17 protein-coding genes are annotated in these 16833 nt (G+C 66.8%); 5 read left to right on the top strand and 12 right to left on the bottom strand.

The features are described from left to right. Window positions 1-104 precede the first annotated feature (104 nt). Window positions 105-707 (top strand): phosphoribosylanthranilate isomerase, encoded by a 603-nt coding sequence (locus AC1D1W_RS06150; RefSeq protein ID WP_476943221.1) that lies wholly within the window; start codon window positions 105-107, stop codon window positions 705-707. A 32-nt stretch (window positions 708-739) separates the two neighbouring features. Here AC1D1W_RS06150 and AC1D1W_RS06145 read toward each other — a convergent pair whose 3' ends face one another. From AC1D1W_RS06145 to AC1D1W_RS06110, 8 genes are all read right to left on the bottom strand, one after another. After that, on the bottom strand, window positions 740-1444 hold the full coding sequence (locus AC1D1W_RS06145) for a hypothetical protein (protein ID WP_243180631.1): 705 nt from the start codon (window positions 1442-1444) through the stop codon (window positions 740-742). Window positions 1445-1542: 98 nt separating this feature from the next. Next, a complete protein-coding gene (locus AC1D1W_RS06140) occupies window positions 1543-1722 on the bottom strand; it encodes a hypothetical protein (protein ID WP_026538140.1) in 180 nt (59 codons plus the stop codon). After that, complete coding sequence (locus AC1D1W_RS06135; protein ID WP_243180632.1) at window positions 1719-2096, bottom strand: hypothetical protein; 378 nt, start codon at window positions 2094-2096, stop codon at window positions 1719-1721. The genes AC1D1W_RS06140 and AC1D1W_RS06135 overlap by 4 nt, the downstream gene beginning before the upstream one ends. After that, window positions 2086-3969, bottom strand: a complete 1884-nt coding sequence (locus AC1D1W_RS06130) for a hypothetical protein (RefSeq protein WP_243180633.1) — start codon at window positions 3967-3969, stop codon at window positions 2086-2088. The genes AC1D1W_RS06135 and AC1D1W_RS06130 overlap by 11 nt, the downstream gene beginning before the upstream one ends. A gap of 8 nt (window positions 3970-3977) precedes the next feature. Continuing rightward, entirely contained in the window at window positions 3978-6071 is a 2094-nt protein-coding gene (locus tag AC1D1W_RS06125; protein WP_243180634.1) for a glycosyltransferase, read from the bottom strand. An 11-nt stretch (window positions 6072-6082) separates the two neighbouring features. Then, window positions 6083-7183 carry a hypothetical protein gene (locus AC1D1W_RS06120; protein WP_243180635.1) on the bottom strand — a complete coding sequence of 367 codons (1101 nt, stop codon included), beginning with the start codon at window positions 7181-7183 and terminating at the stop codon, window positions 6083-6085. A gap of 90 nt (window positions 7184-7273) precedes the next feature. Next, window positions 7274-8272: a glycosyltransferase family 2 protein gene (locus tag AC1D1W_RS06115; RefSeq protein ID WP_476943220.1), complete on the bottom strand. Its 999-nt coding sequence runs from the start codon at window positions 8270-8272 to the stop codon at window positions 7274-7276. A 1-nt stretch (window position 8273) separates the two neighbouring features. Beyond that, window positions 8274-9125: a glycosyltransferase family 2 protein gene (locus tag AC1D1W_RS06110; RefSeq protein ID WP_243180637.1), complete on the bottom strand. Its 852-nt coding sequence runs from the start codon at window positions 9123-9125 to the stop codon at window positions 8274-8276. Between the two features lie 616 nt (window positions 9126-9741). Here AC1D1W_RS06110 and AC1D1W_RS06105 point away from each other — a divergent pair. Then, entirely contained in the window at window positions 9742-10434 is a 693-nt protein-coding gene (locus AC1D1W_RS06105; RefSeq protein ID WP_243180638.1) for a glycoside hydrolase family 16 protein, read from the top strand. A 73-nt stretch (window positions 10435-10507) separates the two neighbouring features. Here the strand turns inward: AC1D1W_RS06105 and AC1D1W_RS06100 are convergent, their stop codons facing one another. Then, window positions 10508-11416 (bottom strand): metallophosphoesterase, encoded by a 909-nt coding sequence (locus AC1D1W_RS06100; protein WP_476943219.1) that lies wholly within the window; start codon window positions 11414-11416, stop codon window positions 10508-10510. A 534-nt stretch (window positions 11417-11950) separates the two neighbouring features. On the opposite strand from AC1D1W_RS06100, the gene AC1D1W_RS06095 reads away from it, so the two are divergent. The 3 genes from AC1D1W_RS06095 (at window position 11951) to AC1D1W_RS06085 (ending at window position 13601) form a co-directional block, all read left to right on the top strand. Continuing rightward, a complete protein-coding gene (locus tag AC1D1W_RS06095; RefSeq protein ID WP_028275465.1) occupies window positions 11951-12502 on the top strand; it encodes a YceI family protein in 552 nt (183 codons plus the stop codon). Between the two features lie 142 nt (window positions 12503-12644). Continuing rightward, window positions 12645-13058, top strand: a complete 414-nt coding sequence (locus AC1D1W_RS06090; protein ID WP_028275466.1) for a YccF domain-containing protein — start codon at window positions 12645-12647, stop codon at window positions 13056-13058. A 69-nt stretch (window positions 13059-13127) separates the two neighbouring features. Then, window positions 13128-13601 (top strand): SRPBCC family protein, encoded by a 474-nt coding sequence (locus tag AC1D1W_RS06085; protein ID WP_243180640.1) that lies wholly within the window; start codon window positions 13128-13130, stop codon window positions 13599-13601. A gap of 34 nt (window positions 13602-13635) precedes the next feature. Here AC1D1W_RS06085 and AC1D1W_RS06080 read toward each other — a convergent pair whose 3' ends face one another. From AC1D1W_RS06080 to AC1D1W_RS06070, 3 genes are all read right to left on the bottom strand, one after another. Next, window positions 13636-14505 (bottom strand): DUF4031 domain-containing protein, encoded by an 870-nt coding sequence (locus tag AC1D1W_RS06080; protein WP_476943218.1) that lies wholly within the window; start codon window positions 14503-14505, stop codon window positions 13636-13638. Window positions 14506-14623: 118 nt separating this feature from the next. Next, on the bottom strand, window positions 14624-15961 hold the full coding sequence (locus AC1D1W_RS06075) for an FAD-binding oxidoreductase (protein WP_476943217.1): 1338 nt from the start codon (window positions 15959-15961) through the stop codon (window positions 14624-14626). A 176-nt stretch (window positions 15962-16137) separates the two neighbouring features. Further along, the gene (locus AC1D1W_RS06070; RefSeq protein ID WP_243180643.1) at window positions 16138-16629 is read right to left on the bottom strand and encodes a carboxymuconolactone decarboxylase family protein; all 492 of its coding nucleotides are present in this window, start codon (window positions 16627-16629) and stop codon (window positions 16138-16140) included. Between the last annotated feature and the right edge of the window lie 204 nt (window positions 16630-16833).

Genomic DNA, 16833 nt, shown 5'->3' with positions numbered 1-16833 from the left:
CGGCACGCCGGCGGGGACTGCGCACGCCCGTGTCGACGCAAAGTCGGCGGCTAGGGCCCGGCCTTGCTAACGTCGGAGGCAGGAAGCGCCCAGAAGGAGCCCGAATGTTTGTCAAAGTGTGCGGCCTGAGCACCCCCGATGCGGTCCGCGTCGCGGCAGGCGCCGGCGCGGACGCCGTCGGCTTCGTCCTGACCCACAGCCCCCGGGAGGTCACGCCGGAACAGGTCAGGAACCTCCTCGCCCACGTCCCGGACGGGGTGCCCGCGGTGGGGGTGTTCCGGCACGAACCGGCCGCCGACGCCGTCGCCGTCGCCCGTGAGGCGGGCCTGGCCTGGGTCCAGCTCCACGGGGACCGCTCACCCGCCGACGTCCGGACAGTGCACGACGCCGGGATGAAACTGATCAGGGCCGTCACCATGGCCGCCGCGCCTGAGGACTTCAGCGACTGGGGCGAGGAGCTGCTCCTGATCGACGCCGCCGTGCCAGGCTCAGGCGAGGCCTGGGACTACGGATCGGTCCGGGCCAAGGCCCTGACCGGACGCAAGTGGCTGCTCGCCGGCGGTCTCGATCCCGCCAACGTGGCCCGGGCAGCGGCGGAGGCCGGGGCGTGGGGTGTCGATGTGTCCTCCGGCGTCGAATCGGCGCGCGGCATCAAGGACTTGGCCAAGATCGGGGATTTCGTGCGGGCGGCCAAGGCGCCTGAATGAGGCTGGGCCGCCCGCGGACCATCTGAGGGGGGCTAGGAGCGTTTGATGATCACGTCATCGATGTATTCGTCGCCCTTTTGCCGGTTGTGCTCGGCCCCGAGCTGAACTTTGCTCAGGCTGCTTCCGAGCATTTGGACGCTCGAGCTGCTGTAGCGCTGCACGCCGTCGAACCATACCTGGATCGTTGACGAATTGCCGTTGGCGGTCACCCGCATGGACACATGGTGCCAGGCGCTCAGAGAGATGCTGCTGGAGATCAGCTTCGTGTAGACAAAGCTGCCACTCGGTGACGTGACCCGGAGCCACAACTGCCCGTTGCTGTTGTAGCGGTAGATGTCCGCGACACGGGTGGAACCGGAGAAGAAACGGAAGTACGGGACGTCATTGCCGGAAACGCCGGCAACAGTGATATTGAACCAGCCGTCTGCGTACGAGGTCTTGGTCCCCGAGGAAAACGAAGGGGAGGAGAGGTTTGCGAGCGAGCCGGAGTCCGTGGTCACGTGCAGCTTAACCGCATGTGTCCCGGTGTGGGGCCGCGAAGTGGACATCGTTGCGGTGCCGGTGCCGGACACCTTGGGGACAAGGCCGCAAAAGCCGCCCGCTTCAAAACTGGTGGCGAGCACGACGGTGCCCGGATAGGAGTTTGTCGGTGCCGGGCTGCAGGTAGCGGCGGTGGCAGCCTGGGCGGAACCGAAGACAAGGGAACCGGCTACGAGCATTCCGAGCGTCCCAACCATGCTGAGTGTTCTAAGTTTTCTCATTGAAAATACTTTCCGTGATTGGTTCGACTTGTTGGTGTCCGCCCGGCGCCGCGGCACCGGGCGGACGGTTTCTGTCATGCCAGCTGCGCCAAATGCACCAATTGCATGACCACCGCGACGCCGACTATGGCCAGCAGGGCTGCCGTGGTGATCACCACGGCGCGCGGGAGTGCCTTGTCCGGCTGCAACACGCGAAGCACATCGCAGCTCACGAGGGCCGTCATGGTGGCCAGCCCCGTCAGGAAGATGATCATTTCGCACGCACCAGGGCACGCTTTGGCCGCTTGAGCTCAATGCCCAGGAATACGAGGGTCAGGGCCGACAGGAGGCATACGGCCGCCGGCGGTGACCAGAGACGTGCGTAGATCATCGCCGTCGCCACGAGGGTGGACATCGCGAGGCTGAAGGCGATTGCGATGGCGATGCTGAGGGGAAGCGCGCCAGTGGCCTGGGCTGAGCGCGGGGGGTCGAAGCGGAGGAGCAACACCAGCGCCGTTCCAGGCCCGGCCAGCATCAGCAGGCCAATCACCGCCAGGCGCAGGCCCTCGGGGCCGACAAACGAGAGCGGTATGGCTGCTACGGCGACGGCTGCCGTCGCATAGCTCACGTAGCTGCGTTCAGTTGCCATTGCTAACTCCTTCGATGTGAAAAATCACGCCGCCTGCGTTTTCAAAAACCTTTGTCCAGCCCGGACTCGTGGCGCATGTGGCGGTAAAACGTTGAAGGTCGCCGGTGGGAGTCGAACCACGAAGTTCGGCTGCCTCCTGCTGGCTTTCGGTAACGATGAGGTACGCGCCCGCTTTGTGGGCGATCTGGTTGGCCGCGTCACAGCTGAGCGGCGCGGCGTTGGGAATGGGCTCGGCAGCAACGAGCGCCCGGTAGTCGTAGTCCGCGTAGTGCTGGTATCTCCACGGGGTGTTGCGAACTGCCTCAATGAGGACGGAACCGGTGGGCGCAGTCGCATAGAGGTGGTTCACTAAGGCGATTTCGTCGTCGTTGAAGCTTTCCATGCCGTCATTTCCGTAACGGGAGACGACAGTGGCTGTAGCGAGTACCGCGCCCATCAGCAGCAGCGCTAGGGCCCGGCGCAGGCTCAGCCCCGCGGCACTGTCTGACATCAGTGGCAGCACAACCAGGCAGACGGCGAACGGAAGGCTGAAGAGGTACAGGCGCAGAAGCAGTTCACCGCCATAGGGCTGGAGGGGAATCAGGACCAGCGGCGCCAGCGCCGCGGCCGCGGCCGCCAGCCACGGTGCCTTCCGCCGGTAGCCCACTATGGCGCCGGCAACGGCGAGCACCCAGACCACCGCAACCTCGGCCATGCGCGTGTAGACCACGAACATGTGGGCGTCGCTGCCTGAGACCCTGTTGCTCAGCGCGCCGAGGCTGTTCGCACCGATGTCACCGAGCGAGCCGAGCAGCTGGCCGAAATGCCCCTCCACGAATGTGGAAGCCGCAAAGAGCAGCCAGCCGACGGGCAGGACCACGGCCAGGACCGGCAGGAAGCGCAGCCGGAGACGTCCGGTCAGCAGGAGCGCGGCCAGGATGGGGATCGCGGCGAAGGGGCTGAGCTGGTGTGAAGCAGTCATGGCAAGCAGGATCAGCGCGCAGACCACCACGAGAATCGCCGTGTCCGCCCGGTGCGGTTCCGCGGCGCCATACCGCGGGACCGAGCTGTCCAGTTTGCCGACACTGCGGGCAAGCCACCGGGAGAAGCGGGTGCGCTCCGTGGGCCAGGCCCAACCGCCGAAGACGCTGAGCAGGCAGGCAATCAGTGTGAGCAGGAGGAGGAACGAATAGGCCTGTGGTGACAGGTAGTCCTGCCCAATCCAGCTGGCCACGTAGAAGATCCAGACAGCCGCCCAGGCCTGGCGCGGATTTGCCGTCAACCGCCGGGCCAGGGCCAGCAGCGGTGCGAGCAGGAGGATGTTGATGCCCACCGGCGCCCACGTTGCGATCCCGAAAAGATCCTTGGCGCCCGTCGCCCCGGAGAGCATTCCCAGCACGTTGAAGAATCCTGGCCAGTTGAAGTAGGCGTCCAGGGTCGGATCCAGCTGGCCCGATTGGCTAATGGTGTCGGCAATGCCCAGATGCCGGTAGCTGGCCTCGAGGCGGGGCAGGCCATGAATGATGGGGTCAGCACCGTCGAGGAGAACCACTGTGACCAGGAGCTGCCAGGTCAGAAGCGCCGGAACCAGACGGCGGAGGCTCAGCGAGGCGACAAATCCGGCGAGGCTGAGCGCGAGCGCAACGAAATAGGCCGGGGGGAGGGCATCAATCAGCCCGGCCCCGCCGATCTGAAAGGGATTGACCTGGTTCATGCTCCACACGCCGAGGGCGAGCGCGGCCGCGGCTGCCGCGGCCAGGGCACCGATGTGCCACGACGGCGTGAGTCCGAGGTTGCGGTGGGTGGGCGGCTTAGCACCGCCGACGTGCGCATGCGCCTCATGCCGGTGGGCGGTGCCCACCGGGAGGCTTGTTGCCGTTTCGTGTGTCATCATTTCTCGATTCAGGTCGGCTGGTGGCGCGCCGCTGAAGGAATCTCGCCTGCGGTGGAGGCGGGCTTCATCCGGGTCAGGGTGATCAGGCGCCAGGTGGCCATCAGGCAAGCAGCCGCTTGGGCAACGGCCCAAAGGACTGAGACCCCGGTGAGGCCATATTGTTGCGCCACGGCCGCGGCGGGTGCCACGACCAGGATGGCGGCCAGAGTGGCGACTATCGTGGATTCGAAAAGCCGCCCTTGGGCCCGGCACAGACCGTAGTAGACCTGGGTCACGCAACTCAGGAGGAGTGCCGGGACGAGTACAGGAATGAGGACCCACGCGGACGCGTAATCCGGCCCGAGGAAGCCCAGAAGCAGGGGGCCGGCCAGCAGCAGTATCAGCCCGGCCACGAGAGTCAGCATAAAGCTGGCCCGTAACGCGGAGGCGAGGAGGCCCGGCCGCGCCCGTGAACCCGCGAGGGCCGTTTGCAGGGTAAACCCGGCGGACTGCGGCACGAAGAACACTGCCGAGGCCATCATCCAGACTACATACCAGGCGGCAGTCGACGCCGGGCCCAGGGTAGCTGCAACGATGAGCGGGAGCAGGTAGCCGGGCGCGCGGTCGGCGAGCGTGAGGGCGTGGTTGGGAAGCCCTGGCTTCAGGAGATTGAGGGCCGGCCGAGGCCGGAAGCCGTGCTTCCAGTCGGGGGACACGTGGGCCCGGGCGAGCTGGCGCAGCCCTACGAGGACACTGGCCAGGGCGCCGGCGGCAACGGCGCCCACAATCACCGCCAGGTCACGGAGCCCGGCGGCCAGCGCGACGGCCAGGAAGAGGAGCTGGACGAGGGACTGTGCGAGGCTTCTGACCAGCGTGCGGTCGGCCCGTTCCTGGGCTACGCCCACGTGGTCGAGCTGGTAGGCGCTGGCGGCGAGCAGCGCCGTGGCCAGGAAAAGAACCGTGACCAAGGGGTCGGCCCAGGCCTCGCCCACGCCTGTGCCGAGCCAGGAGGTGACGGCAACCAGCAGGCCCGCGCCCAGCAGGGAGCACGTCGCCACGGTAAGCAGGCCGGTGGCGATGAGGCGCCGGCCGCCGTCAGTTTCCGCGGGCAGCAGCGTCAGCGTGGCAGGCCCGACGCCGAGCATCCCCAGCTGCACGGTCAGGAGCGCGGCTGCGACCACCGCGGACCCCAGACCTATTTGCTCCGGCGGGAGCACGAGGGCCGCGAGAGCCCAGAACAGGAAGCCCGTCACCATGGGGGCAATCCTCGCGGCGGCCAGCCAGGCAGCGTTCCCGCCGACCGAGATCGGTTTGTGGGCCGGCCGCAGGAGCTCGCCGGCCATGGCGCGGTAGTTGTAGAGCAGGAAGCCCATCCAGTACGGCAGGAAGCGGGGTGCCCGGAACAGGGACATGCCGACCCCCCGAACGGTGGCCAGCAGGGGCAGCATCACGAGCCAGCCGGCGCGGCCCGTGTGCTTGCGGACAGTCCGGGCCATCCCGGCCCCGTCCTGGAGCCATTGGTCGCGGGCGTAGTCGAACGTGTCGTCGAACCGGTGCCTGACCACCACGGAGTCGGAGACGCCGAGCTTGAACCCGGCCTGCTCCAGCCGGATTCTCAGCTCCACATCCTCCCCGGAGCGGAAGTCGTCGTCGAACCCGACGTCGAGCAGCACGTCACGGCGCATCAGCGTGGCGCTGACGCCAAACCACTTGCGCACCCGGCTGTGGTTGTGGTGCCAGGCCAGCGCAGCCCCCCAATAGCCGGGGCCGTCGGCTTCGCTGGCCAGCCCGAATTGCAGGCCGTCGTAGCCGCCGGCCTCGAATTCGGTGAGCAGCCGGGACAGGCTCTTCGGCGGCAGGACGACGTCGGCGTCGATCAGGGCGACAACGTCGCCGGTGGCACTGCGGGCGCCGAGCATCCGTGCGGCAGGCAGGCCACGTCCTTCGTCGGAGATGACAGTCGCCCCGCAGTCGCGGGCGATTTCGACAGTGTCATCCGTCGAGCAGCCATCGACCACGATCATCTCGTACGGGTGTTGGCTGCGGATCGACTCCAGGCACTCGCCCAGCCAGGCTGCGGCATTGCGCGCCGGAACAACAACCGACACCTTCAGATCGCTCACGTGGCCTCGCCTCACTCATCCAGTTTTGAACGAACCAGATTCGCGATGAAGTCAGAGGCCTGGTCCGCTGACCAAGCGGCCGGCAGCCGGAGCAGCCAGCAGGGAACGTCCTCCAGGGCACGGCGCACCACGGCCGCCTTCTGGCCAAAATGCTCCTCCAGGGGGACGAGGCTGGTGGCGCCGAGGGCCTCGACGAGGCGCCGCGAGACCATGGGCAGTTCCGAATGGAAGTTGCCGACGACCCGGGACGTCATCCACTCGGCGCTGCGTGCTTCCAGCCGCGCGTCCGCGCCGTCGAATCGCTCGAGGAAGATGGCCAGCTGTGCCGGCGCCGCGGACGAGATCCGCTGCGCCCCAAAAACATGCTCCGGCTGCACCATGCGGTGTTCGGGGGACCAGCGCCGGGTGAACGCGGCTGTTTTCGGATAGCGGACAATGACCGGATGGACCGCCGTGGCCAGATGGGCGACAGGGGTCGTCATCCATCCGGGGGCCAGGGGCTTGCGGGTTCCCCGGAACATGTCCGGGTAGATGGCGCGGTGGTGGGGTTTGATGAACATCGGTTTGGCGTAGCCCATGAGCATTCCGCCGGCGCCCATGAAGGCCCAGTCGTCGGCCATGAACCGCACATCTGGCATGGCCACCAGCTTCGCCACCGTACTGGTCTTTCCAACACCTCCCCAGGCCGGGAGGAGAACCCCGGAGCCGCGGAAGTCCACCACGGCGGCATGGATCATGGCGGTCTCCTCCTGGACACACAGCCGGTCCAGCAGCGGAATCACAGAGGTCAGGAGCTCACCGGCGCCTTCGATCCGGTACCCGTCCTTGGTTTCGATGATCTGGACGCGGTCCGCCGGAATATACAGGGACTCCCCGGTGAACCGGTAGGCATCCTCCGCGTGCGACTGGCTGGAAACCGGCGATATCTTGGCGCCGATGGTGATCCGCCGCGGCGCGGTGGAATTCCCCAGGAACGGGGCGAGCATGTCCCGCAGTTGCGGTTCCCCTGGCGTGCCCGCCTCCACGTCGATGCCCACGATCCCGTGGACATCGAAGGAGGCTCCGGCAGAGGCGCCTATGGGCTGTTTCACGTCGCGCTCAGGTTGGCTCATGATCCAAGCTTTCTGGGGTCGGGTTCCTGCGGTCAGGTGGTTCCGGGTGCGTCTGCACCGGGCGGTCTAAGGGGAAGGGCGCAGCGCGGTTCATTTGACTTCCCGCCACGGCTCTTCCGGCGTCACAACAGCCGCTTTGGCCGGCGACGGCGCCGCAGGCAGCCGGCGGCCGCGCACATAGCCGGTCGCGGTGGCCGCGAGCACGGCGATGATGGCCGCGGCCCGGCCGAGCCCGGCGCKGTCCCCGCCGCCGAGCCAGCCGCGGACTCCGGCGAACACTGCACGAGGCAGGACCTGCCGGACATAGCGCCGCTCGGGACCAAGTGCCCGTTTGTGGCCGACCACCCTGCTGACCTGTGCCTTGGAAATCCCCTCGCCCCAGGACCGGGCCAGCATGTAGCGCACGGTGCCGCGCTCGGCCGGAACGTGGTGGTGCACCAGGGCCGCGGGCTCATAGACCACCCGGGATCCGGGAGCTCCGATCACCGCGCGGATGCACAGTTCGGTCTCTTCGCAGCCCAGCGGGACGGCGTCCTGGCGGCCCAAGGTTGTGTTGAAACCGCCGACCCGTTCCAGGACGCCGGCGCGGAAGGACATGTTCGCGCCAATGACGTTGCGGACCTCGGCGGCGACTTTGGGCATTCCCCGGTACGTGCAGCCGACAATCCAGTCGAGCTCGTTGGCGAAGTAGCCCGGCCGTCCGGCTTCCCAGAGCGGTTCCACCCGGCCGCCGACCGCCAGAACGTCGGGATCGTCGTACATCGCCGCGAGCCGTTCGAGCCAGTCCGGCTCGGCTTCGGCATCGTCATCGAGGAAGGCCACGATCTCGGCCTTGGCGATTCCTGCTCCGGTGTTGCGGGCGCCGGAGAGACCCTTGGGTCCGGCGTTCTCGACAATTACGGCATCCGGGACGGTAAAGATCAGGCGCTTGTACAAGTCCACGTTGTAGTCCACGACGACGATCGTCTGCTTGGGTGGGAAGGTCTGGGTGCGGACAGAGTCCAGGGCGCCGATCAGCCGGTCCCACCGGTCCTCCGAGTAGGAGCAAATGACCACGGATACTTCCGGAAGGCTGGAGTTCTCGGACATCCTATTCGCCTGCCCGTACGCCCAGGACGCTGCTGGGATCGGTGGGAACGTGCGGGAAGACCTCGTTGGGGTACTTGTACTTGACCCGGCGCAGGGCTTCGGGGCGGGCGCCGGCGGTCGGGGCTTCCCAGCTCACGCGCTCACGGGCCAGGGTGCGGAGGACCCGCCAGCCGTCCCGGAAGGTATGCAGGTTTGACTGCCCCGAGATGCGGGACAGTTCGTGGCTGGGCACCTCGGCGATGCGCAGGCCCGCCCTTGAGGCCCGCACAATCAGTTCAGTTTCGATCTCGAACCCGTCCGACTCCAGCTCCAGAATGTCAACGCATTCGCGGCGCAGGGCGATGTAGCCGTAGCAAAGGTCCGAGTAGTCGCTGTGGAGGACAGTGTTGGCGAGCCGGGTGAGCATCTTGTTTCCGCCGCTGCGCAGCCATGTGAGATCGTCTGAGCCGCCGCCCGTCACATAGCGGGAGCCTTTGACGAAGTCGTATTCGTGCTGGAGCGGAGTCACCAGCCAGCCGATCTCCTGGGGATCCATACTGCCGTCGCCGTCGAGCATGACGATGATGTCGCCGGAGGCTGCGGCGAATCCGGCCCGCACGGCGTTGCCTTTGCCAGGGCGGGGCTCTGCCACCACCACGACGTCCAGGCGCAAGGCCCGGGCCACCTCCACTGTGCCGTCCAGGGAACGGCCGTCAACAATTACCACCTCATCCACATAGGAAGGCATACGCCGCAGCACCCACGGCAGGTTCATTGCCTCGTTCAAAGTGGGGATCACCACGCTGACCGAGGGATTTGCCGGCGGGGGCGTCGTTTGGGGGCGCACGTTCGGCTTGAGATTCGGGATGGACACTGGCCTCACCACTCAATGACGTATTCTGCTCGTCGCAACTACAGCGCTTTCCGACTCCTCCGACCGGAAAATAGACCCAATGCTTACGCTGTTCGGTCGTCGACAACTTAGTGATATACCCCAGGGTTAAAGTTTGGTTTCGCCACCTTGCATTAACCTTGGATTAACTGGAACCTTCAACCAAATTTGAGGCAAAACTGTTGATGGGCGGTTGCCTCCATGCGACACTGGCCGGATGCGGACACCCGTTCATTGGGGGCGCGTGCCGGCAGGTCGCCGGCGTCTCCTGACCTTCATGACCATGGCGGTTCCCGCCATGGTCATGGTTCTGGCCCTGGCGGCGTGCGGCACGGATGCAGCTCCACAGGGCGAGCGGCCGCTGTTCACGTCCATTTCGGCGTCGCCGGCGGCTCCGCCGACCGACGCCGGAACAGGAGCCCAGCCCGGGCTCCAATCAGTGGCGCCGACTGAGCCGCCGGCAGGTGGCACCGCCACTGCCGCCCCTGCGACTGGGAGCGCGCCGGCGTCACGGCCTGCCCGGACATCGGCACCGCCTCCGGACCGGACCACTGACACGGCCATGTCGGGGGATCTGCCCGGATGGAGGAACGTCTTTGTGGAGGACTTCTCCGGCGGTGACGTCCCCCTTGGCTCCTTTCCCGGGCCGCTGTACCGGGACCGGTGGAGTGCGGGATACAAAGACGGAACACCGGATACGGACGGACAGGTCAGCGGCGGAAAATCGGGCTACTACCCCTCGAAAGTCCTGAGCGTCAAAAACGGCGTTCTGGACTGGTTCATGCATTCGGAAAACGGTGTCTTCATGGGCGCCGCGCCCACGCCCAAATTTCCGAATGCCAGCAAAAATCCCCCGAGGGCCAACAGCATGCTGTACGGCCGCTACTCAGTCCGGTACAGGGGGGATGCCATGCCTGGCTTCAAGACGGCGTGGCTCCTGTGGCCGGATAGTGGCATCTGGCCGCGGGACGGGGAGATAGATTTTCCCGAAGGCGACCTCGGAGCAATCCTGACGGCAGCTGCCCATTTCATGTCCTTGGATCCAAAGCGTTTTGAACAGTTCTTTTCCAATAAAGTTTCCACGGACTGGCATGTGGCCACGACAGAGTGGACCCCCGGACGCGTTGAGTTCTTCATTGACGGACGATCCATCGGCGCGAGCACGACGGACGTGCCCTCGACGCCCATGCATTTCATCCTGCAGACCGAATCCTGCCTGCCTCTGTGTCCGGCTCCGGAAACCCAGGGCCACGTCTACCTGGACTGGGTCAGCATCTGGGTGCCGGCCTGAGCCGTCTTGGGCGCGTCCGGCGGCCTACCGTCGGATGCGCCGCCGCACTCCTGAGCCGGAATGCCGCAGCAGATTACCGGTGGAGGGTAAAGGAATCCGAGAAGCTGTAGCCGTCGGCGGGAATGAACCGGGCGGCAAGTTCATCCGCCGTCGCCATGACGTCCAAGGTCCCAAAGGCCGGGTCCTGGTTCTTTCCGGATGTGCTGGCGAAGTAGCGCATCTCCGGGTCCTCGGACCGGACGTTGTAGAGTCCGACGCCGCCAACGCCGACGGTGGCGAACACGGTCCCCGAGCCCTGGGCCATGGCGTCATCGGTATCGGCCAGGCATGCGGAGGCGAAGGTCGCGGGAACGAGTTCCGCGCAGCCTCCGCCCGTGGCCAGTTGATGCGTCCGCTGATAGACGTGGTCGTGGCCGGACAGGACCAGGTCCACCTGCTTTTCGATCAGCATATTCGTGAAGTCCTGCCCCGCCTGGCAGTCGTAGTTGCCGACGCTCAGGCACGGGGTATGCATGCCCACCACCGTCCAGGGGATGTTCTGCGATTTGGCCTCGTCGATGGCGTCCGCAGTCCAGCGCCAGCGTTCGCTGTCCCTTGAGTAGTCCAGCGGCTCCCCGCCACGGAAATCGATGCCGGGGGAAACCATGATGAAGCGGACAACCGGATTCTGCTCGGGGACATCGAGGCGCCATTGGACGCCGTATTCGCCCTGGAGGCCGGGCATCCTGTTGGGCAGGCACTGGACATACTTCTCGATGTCGCCATCCCGGCCGTCACTCTCGTGGTTTCCGGTCACCAACTGGTACGGGAAGTTCTCGCCGAGACGGGCGGTGACCATGTCGCAGAACTCCTGTTCGAGCCCGGCCTTGTATGCGAAGTCGCCCAGCGCCAGGTTCAGGTGGGGCTTGAGGCCGGCAACGGCGTCGAGCACTTTCTTGGCGCCCGAGCCTACGCCGATGTCACCTTGGGCGGTGAAGTGCACGGGCTCCCCGGCTGACGGCGCGGCAGACGACGACGGCGGTGCGGTGGATGGCGGTGGGGACGACGGCGCGGGGGACGACGGCGTGCCGGGGCTGGGGCGCGGTGCGGGTTCCGGCGGCCCGGGCTGGCAGGCGAAAAGCAACAGACCCAGGCTCAGCAAGCCAGCGCAGATACCCGCCTTGCCACGTTTCCCCAGGGACCTGGCCACGATTCCTCACATCATTTGGTTGATCAGGACTGTGTGAATAGTTCTGCGAAATTCGGTGATTGCCCGGCATTTATAGGCCAGAGTAACCCGGCCGTGGAGCGAAGGCCAGAGAACGCCTCGGCCCGGACAGCTGGATCCGCCGCCGGAAATCCCGCCGCCGCCGCGCGACGCCGCCGCCCGGCGTGGCCGCTGGCGTGTTGCGTGCCGCGTGTCCCGCGTCAGGGCCGGTGGGACCTAGCCCGGGACGGGCTTCCTCGTTAGCATGCAGAGTGGGGAATACCCCGACCGCCCGCGGGACAGGCCCGCCACCGCTTGAAGGAGACCGTTGTGACTCTGCCCGAAGGTTTGACCCCCGGAGTGTGGACATTGGACATGTCCCACAGCGAAATCGGTTTCAGCGTCCGCCACGCGGGCATCAGCAAGGTCCGCGGCCGGTTCAACGAGGCCTCCGCCGAGGCAAGGGTGCGCGAGTCGCTGGCGGACGCAAGCCTGCACGCCACGGTCAAGACCGCCAGCTTCGATTCGGGCGACGCCAACCGCGACGGCCACGTCCGCGGCCCGGACTTCTTCGACGTTGAGCAGTTCCCCGACATGACTTTTCGGGCCACCGGGATCCGGGGTGAGGGGGAAGACTATGTGCTGACCGGCGAGCTCACAATCCGTGGCGTCACCAAGCCGGTGGAGCTCGAAGTCGAGTACACCGGCGTGGCGGTGGACCCCTTCGGCGCCACCCGGGCCGGATTCAGTGCCGAGGCGGACATCAGCCGGAAGGAATTCGGCCTGACGTGGAACGCCGCCCTTGAAGCGGGCGGCCTGCTGGTCAGCGACAAGGTCAAGATCAACGTTGAGGCCGCCATGGTCAAACAGGCCGATACCTAAGCACCGACGAGGCGGGCCCAACCCGGCCGGGCACCCGTGGACCGGGCTCGTGGAAACCTGTCCGGGGTTGGGCGCGAAAATCAGGGATCTTTCCGGGTAAACCACTGATCCGAATGTCACTCCTACGGGCGAGAATTAATCCATGAAGACACTCCTGAACATCATCTGGCTGCTCTTCGGCGGCCTGTGGCTTGCCTTGGGATATTTCCTGGCCGGCGTCGTCTGCTGCCTGCTGGTCGTCACCATTCCGTGGGGCCTGGCCTCGTTCCGCATCGCGTCCTATGCCTTGTGGCCGTTCGGCCGCATGGTGGTGGACAAGCCCGGCGGCAACGGCATATTCACCCTGGTGGGAAATGTCATCTGGCTGCTTGTGGCCGGGATCTGGATCGCGATCGCACACGTCGTTACGGCCTTCGCCATGGCCATCACGATTATCGGCATTCCGCTGGCGATCGCCAATCTCAAGCTCATACCCATCTCGCTGATGCCGCTCGGGAAACAAATCATCCCGAGCAACACCCCGTATGTGACCGCCTACAGCCCCGGCCGGCGCTAGGCGGCGGCAGCGCAGCCAGCAGGCCGGGGGACTTCACCTGTCAGTTCAAGCAATCCGAGGGAGAGGACCATGAGCCAACCGGCAAACGGCGAAACGGACCTCATGCTGGTCATTGTCCGCGAGTTCAGGGCGCCGATCCACGGCGTGTGGTCGGCTTTGACGGACCCGGACCAGGCTCCGCAGTGGTGGGGTCCGCGCGGCTTCCACGTCCCGCGTGAGAGCGTCGACGCGGACCTCGAAGTCGGCGGCCTGTACCGCGCCTGCATGATCCAGGACAGTACCGGGCAGCAATTCTGGTGGAGTGGGGTGCATACCGATGTCGAGCCGCCGCACCTGTTCATGTTCACCCATGCCTGGGACAAGCCGGACGGCACCCGCGGCTTCGAGACCGAGGTGACGATCCGGTTGGAGGAGATCGACGGCGGCACGCAGATGACCTTCACCCAGGGGCCGTTCGACTCTGCGGAAAGCCGCGACCGCCATGGCGAAGGGTGGCGCGAGTCGTTCGACCGGCTGGCGAATCACCTCAGCGTGGCTGCCTGAGCCGCCGGTCTCCGGTGGGAGGCCGGGGCACCGCTCACGCGAGTTCGCCCTGTAGGTTCCGGCGGGCCGCGTCCAGCCACAGTGTCCGGCCACGGTCGGTGTGGAAGAGCGGATCGAGCTGCAGCAGCTGGCGGACGACGGCGGCGCGGCCGGCGGCGAAGTCGGCGTCGCCGATGTGCGCGAAATCTTCCCTGACGGCGGCGAGGTAGCGGGCGTAGGCCTCCGGTTCCCCGCCGAGGACGGAGAGGTCGGCGTCGCTGAGCAGGGCGCCGTCGTCGTCTCCGGGCTCCGGACAGTGGTCGGCCGTCAGCAGCACCAGGCGCACCACTTCGTCCACCTCGGCGGCCGGGAGACCGGCATGCCGGAGCCGGTCGTCGGCCAGCCGCGCCGACTCTTCCTCGTCCTGGCCTGCCACGCCGCGGTAGACGGCGTCGTGGAACCAGGCGGCCAGCAGCACGGTGCGGGGCGGATCGGCCGGATCGCACAGCACGTCCAGGGCTTCCAGCACCGCCAGCAGATGGGTGCGGCCGTGGTACTTCCGGTGTTCCTCGCCCCAGCGGTCCAGCAGGTCCAGGAAGAGGGCGTCGTGGCCCGCCAACGCCTGGTTCCAGCGGTTCAGGAGCGGAACCCGGAGGGCCTTGCCGCGCCGTCGGGCCGGGATCCGCAACCCGCTGGCGATCAACTTTCGGACGAGGACCCGGCCCTCCACAGGAATGGCGCCGGCCGCCACCAGGGCCTCGTATCGGGACTCGGCGACGTCGTAGTGGTCGCCGTCGAACGCTCGCCTCGGGATGCCGGCGGCTGCGGCGAAGGCGTGCAGTTCCGCCAGCGACGTGTCCGAGACCAGGTGGGAAAAGTGGGTTCCGTGGGCAGGCCAGAGCGGCGGATCGACGTAGACGGCCATGGTGGCAGTCTAGCCCCGACCGCGGACACGCGCGGCCCGGACTGCGGGCACCGGTGCGGCACCGGGCGGCCACCGCCGTCGGGGTCATGCCGCGACGGCGGGGCCACCGCCGTTGTGGTCATGCCGCGACGGCGGGTCGGATGTTCTGGTTGCCGCGGAACACGTTCCCGGGATCAAACTCAAGTTTCACTTCTGCCAGCCGGTTGTAGTTTTCGTCGCCATAGGCCGCGCGGATCCGGGCCTGGCCTTCGTCGCCGATGAAGTTCAGCCAGACGCCCCCGGTCGCGTAGGGGGAGATGTCCTGGCGGAAGCGTTTGACCCATGCCTTCGCGTCCTGCCCGCCCTGCGGGGTGTCGCCCAGGCCGAACGGGTGGCTCACCCAGCTGGCGGTCCGGTTCAGCAGCGGGGTGGCCGCGGCGGCCGGCCCGCTCACCGCCCCGCCCCAATGGGCGATCAGTTGCTGGGAGCTTGGTCCCGGGAGGTTCCGGGCCGAGTCGATGATGACGTCCAGGGCGTCGTCGGAGAGATCGTCGTGATAGTCGGCGCTCCAGTAGTTGTACTTGCCCGGCGGGTCGTCCAGGGAGCACTGGAAGTCTGCGTAGCCGGTATCTTCCACCAGGTCCACAACAGGGCCCAGTTCCCGGTATGCCTTGGCATGTTCTTTGCCTTCCTCGGCATCCCCGGCGAAGACATACACGACGTATACCGCCATCTTGCCCACCATGGCCGCGGGCACGAAGGGTTCCGCCGGTGCAATCCCGTAGATGAGGGTGGCGGACTCTTCGTTGGGAGCCGCGGAGGCCAGGTCCCGGTATCCGCGGCTGAGTTCCGGGGCTGCGTCCCCGGGCCACATCAGCACCCCGGCATGCACGCTTGGCCCCAGCTGATGCAGGCCGAACGTAAAGGAGGTGGCGACGCCGAAGTTCCCGCCGCCGCCGTGAAGGGCCCAGAAGAGTTCGGGATTCTCCTGGGCGCTGGCCGTCACCTGCTCGCCGGTGGCGGTGACCAGATCGACGGAGACGAGGTCGTCGCAGGCGAAGCCGAAGGCGCGCTCAAGCCAGCCGGACCCGCCCCCGAGCGTGAAACCCGCGAGCCCGGTCGTGGAGACCCGCCCGCCCGTGATGGCGAGGCCGTATTCCTGGGTGGCGCGGTCAAACTCGCCGCAGGTGAGGCCCGCGCCCACCGTGGCAGTGCGGGCCTCCGGGTCCACCCGCACGGATTTCATCGGACGAACGTCAATCACGAGGCCGCCGTCGTTCATGGACATGCCGGCTACGGAATGGCCGCCGGCCCGGACGGCGACTTCGAAGCCGTGTGTACGCGCGTACGCCAACGCCTCGGCCACCCCTTCAGGGCCGGCGCACGGGGCAATCACGGCCGGATGGCGGTCGATCATCGCGTTGAAGAGTCTTCGTGTTTCGTCGTATTCCGGGTGACCCGGCCTGACCCACCTCATGGCAGTGCTCCCTCGGTGACCGCAGCTCCGCCCCACTTTTCGAGCTTACGACTGCACGCCAGTTGTGGCTATGGCTCATTGCTTGGCCAGCCGCACACCGCCGGCGCCTTAGCCGCGGACACCTGTCCGCCGACCGGGTGTTCTGGCGTGGGCGGCTGGCGGGAGTGGACGGTGGGTTAGCCGCGGGCGTCGCGGACCGGGTGCTGGCTGACGATGGAAACCCGGTTGAACGCGTTCATCGTAATCGCCAGCCAGCTGACGGCGGAAAATTCTTCGGCAGTCAGGTGCCGCCTGGCCTGTGCGCCTTCGTGGTCGCGGGCATGGGCGTCAGAGATAGTGGTGATTGCCTCGGCCAGCGTCAGGGCTGCGCGTTCCTTTTCGGAGAACAGAGTGGTGTCGCGCCATGCGGGGAGGACGGCCAGGCGCTGGGCCGACTCGCCGTTCTTGACGGCATCGCCCACGTGCATGTCCAGGCAAAAGGCGCAGCCGTTGATCTGCGAAATGCGGACATTGAGCAACTCGATGAGTGTGTCGTCCAGCCCGGCCTCGACGGCGGCTTCCTTGGCTTTCAGGCCCAGCCCGTTGAGTGCGCGCCAGGCAGCGGGGTGAGCCTTGTCAAGGAATATGCTCCGGTGCCCGGGATCCTGCGGTGCCGTCGTGTCATTCATGGATTCCACAATACCGACGGGCCTCGGCACGGCCCGGAGCGGCGTGTGACAATTTTGTCAAACCTGTGACAAGCTTTGGGGGTGGGAGTGTTTGGTCCGGCGGCCGGCTCCTTGGGGGACCCAGCCGCCGGACCGCTCCTTCTGAGCCCGGACTTTCGGGCAGCTACTTCCGAGCCGGGCTACTCCTTCCGAGCCGGTCCAGGT

It is taken from the genome of Arthrobacter sp. P1_B4, assembly GCF_056406555.1.
Note: the sequence above shows the minus strand (reverse complement) of the source record. Positions and strands in the feature narration are given on the sequence as shown.

Bases quoted from the DNA above. Each gene is read 5' to 3' on its own strand.
- AC1D1W_RS06080 (WP_476943218.1), bottom strand. From the start codon at position 14,505: ATGGCCGTCTACGTCGATCCGCCGCTCTGGCCTGCCCACGGAACCCAC.
- AC1D1W_RS06145 (WP_243180631.1), bottom strand. From the start codon at position 1,444: ATGGTTGGGACGCTCGGAATGCTCGTAGCCGGTTCCCTTGTCTTCGGT.
- AC1D1W_RS06150 (WP_476943221.1), top strand. From the start codon at position 105: ATGTTTGTCAAAGTGTGCGGCCTGAGCACCCCCGATGCGGTCCGCGTC.
- AC1D1W_RS06070 (WP_243180643.1), bottom strand. From the start codon at position 16,629: ATGAATGACACGACGGCACCGCAGGATCCCGGGCACCGGAGCATATTC.
- AC1D1W_RS06085 (WP_243180640.1), top strand. From the start codon at position 13,128: ATGAGCCAACCGGCAAACGGCGAAACGGACCTCATGCTGGTCATTGTC.
- AC1D1W_RS06075 (WP_476943217.1), bottom strand. From the start codon at position 15,961: ATGAGGTGGGTCAGGCCGGGTCACCCGGAATACGACGAAACACGAAGA.
- AC1D1W_RS06130 (WP_243180633.1), bottom strand. From the start codon at position 3,969: ATGATGACACACGAAACGGCAACAAGCCTCCCGGTGGGCACCGCCCAC.
- AC1D1W_RS06120 (WP_243180635.1), bottom strand. From the start codon at position 7,183: ATGAGCCAACCTGAGCGCGACGTGAAACAGCCCATAGGCGCCTCTGCC.
- AC1D1W_RS06090 (WP_028275466.1), top strand. From the start codon at position 12,645: ATGAAGACACTCCTGAACATCATCTGGCTGCTCTTCGGCGGCCTGTGG.
- AC1D1W_RS06140 (WP_026538140.1), bottom strand. From the start codon at position 1,722: ATGATCATCTTCCTGACGGGGCTGGCCACCATGACGGCCCTCGTGAGC.
- AC1D1W_RS06135 (WP_243180632.1), bottom strand. From the start codon at position 2,096: ATGGCAACTGAACGCAGCTACGTGAGCTATGCGACGGCAGCCGTCGCC.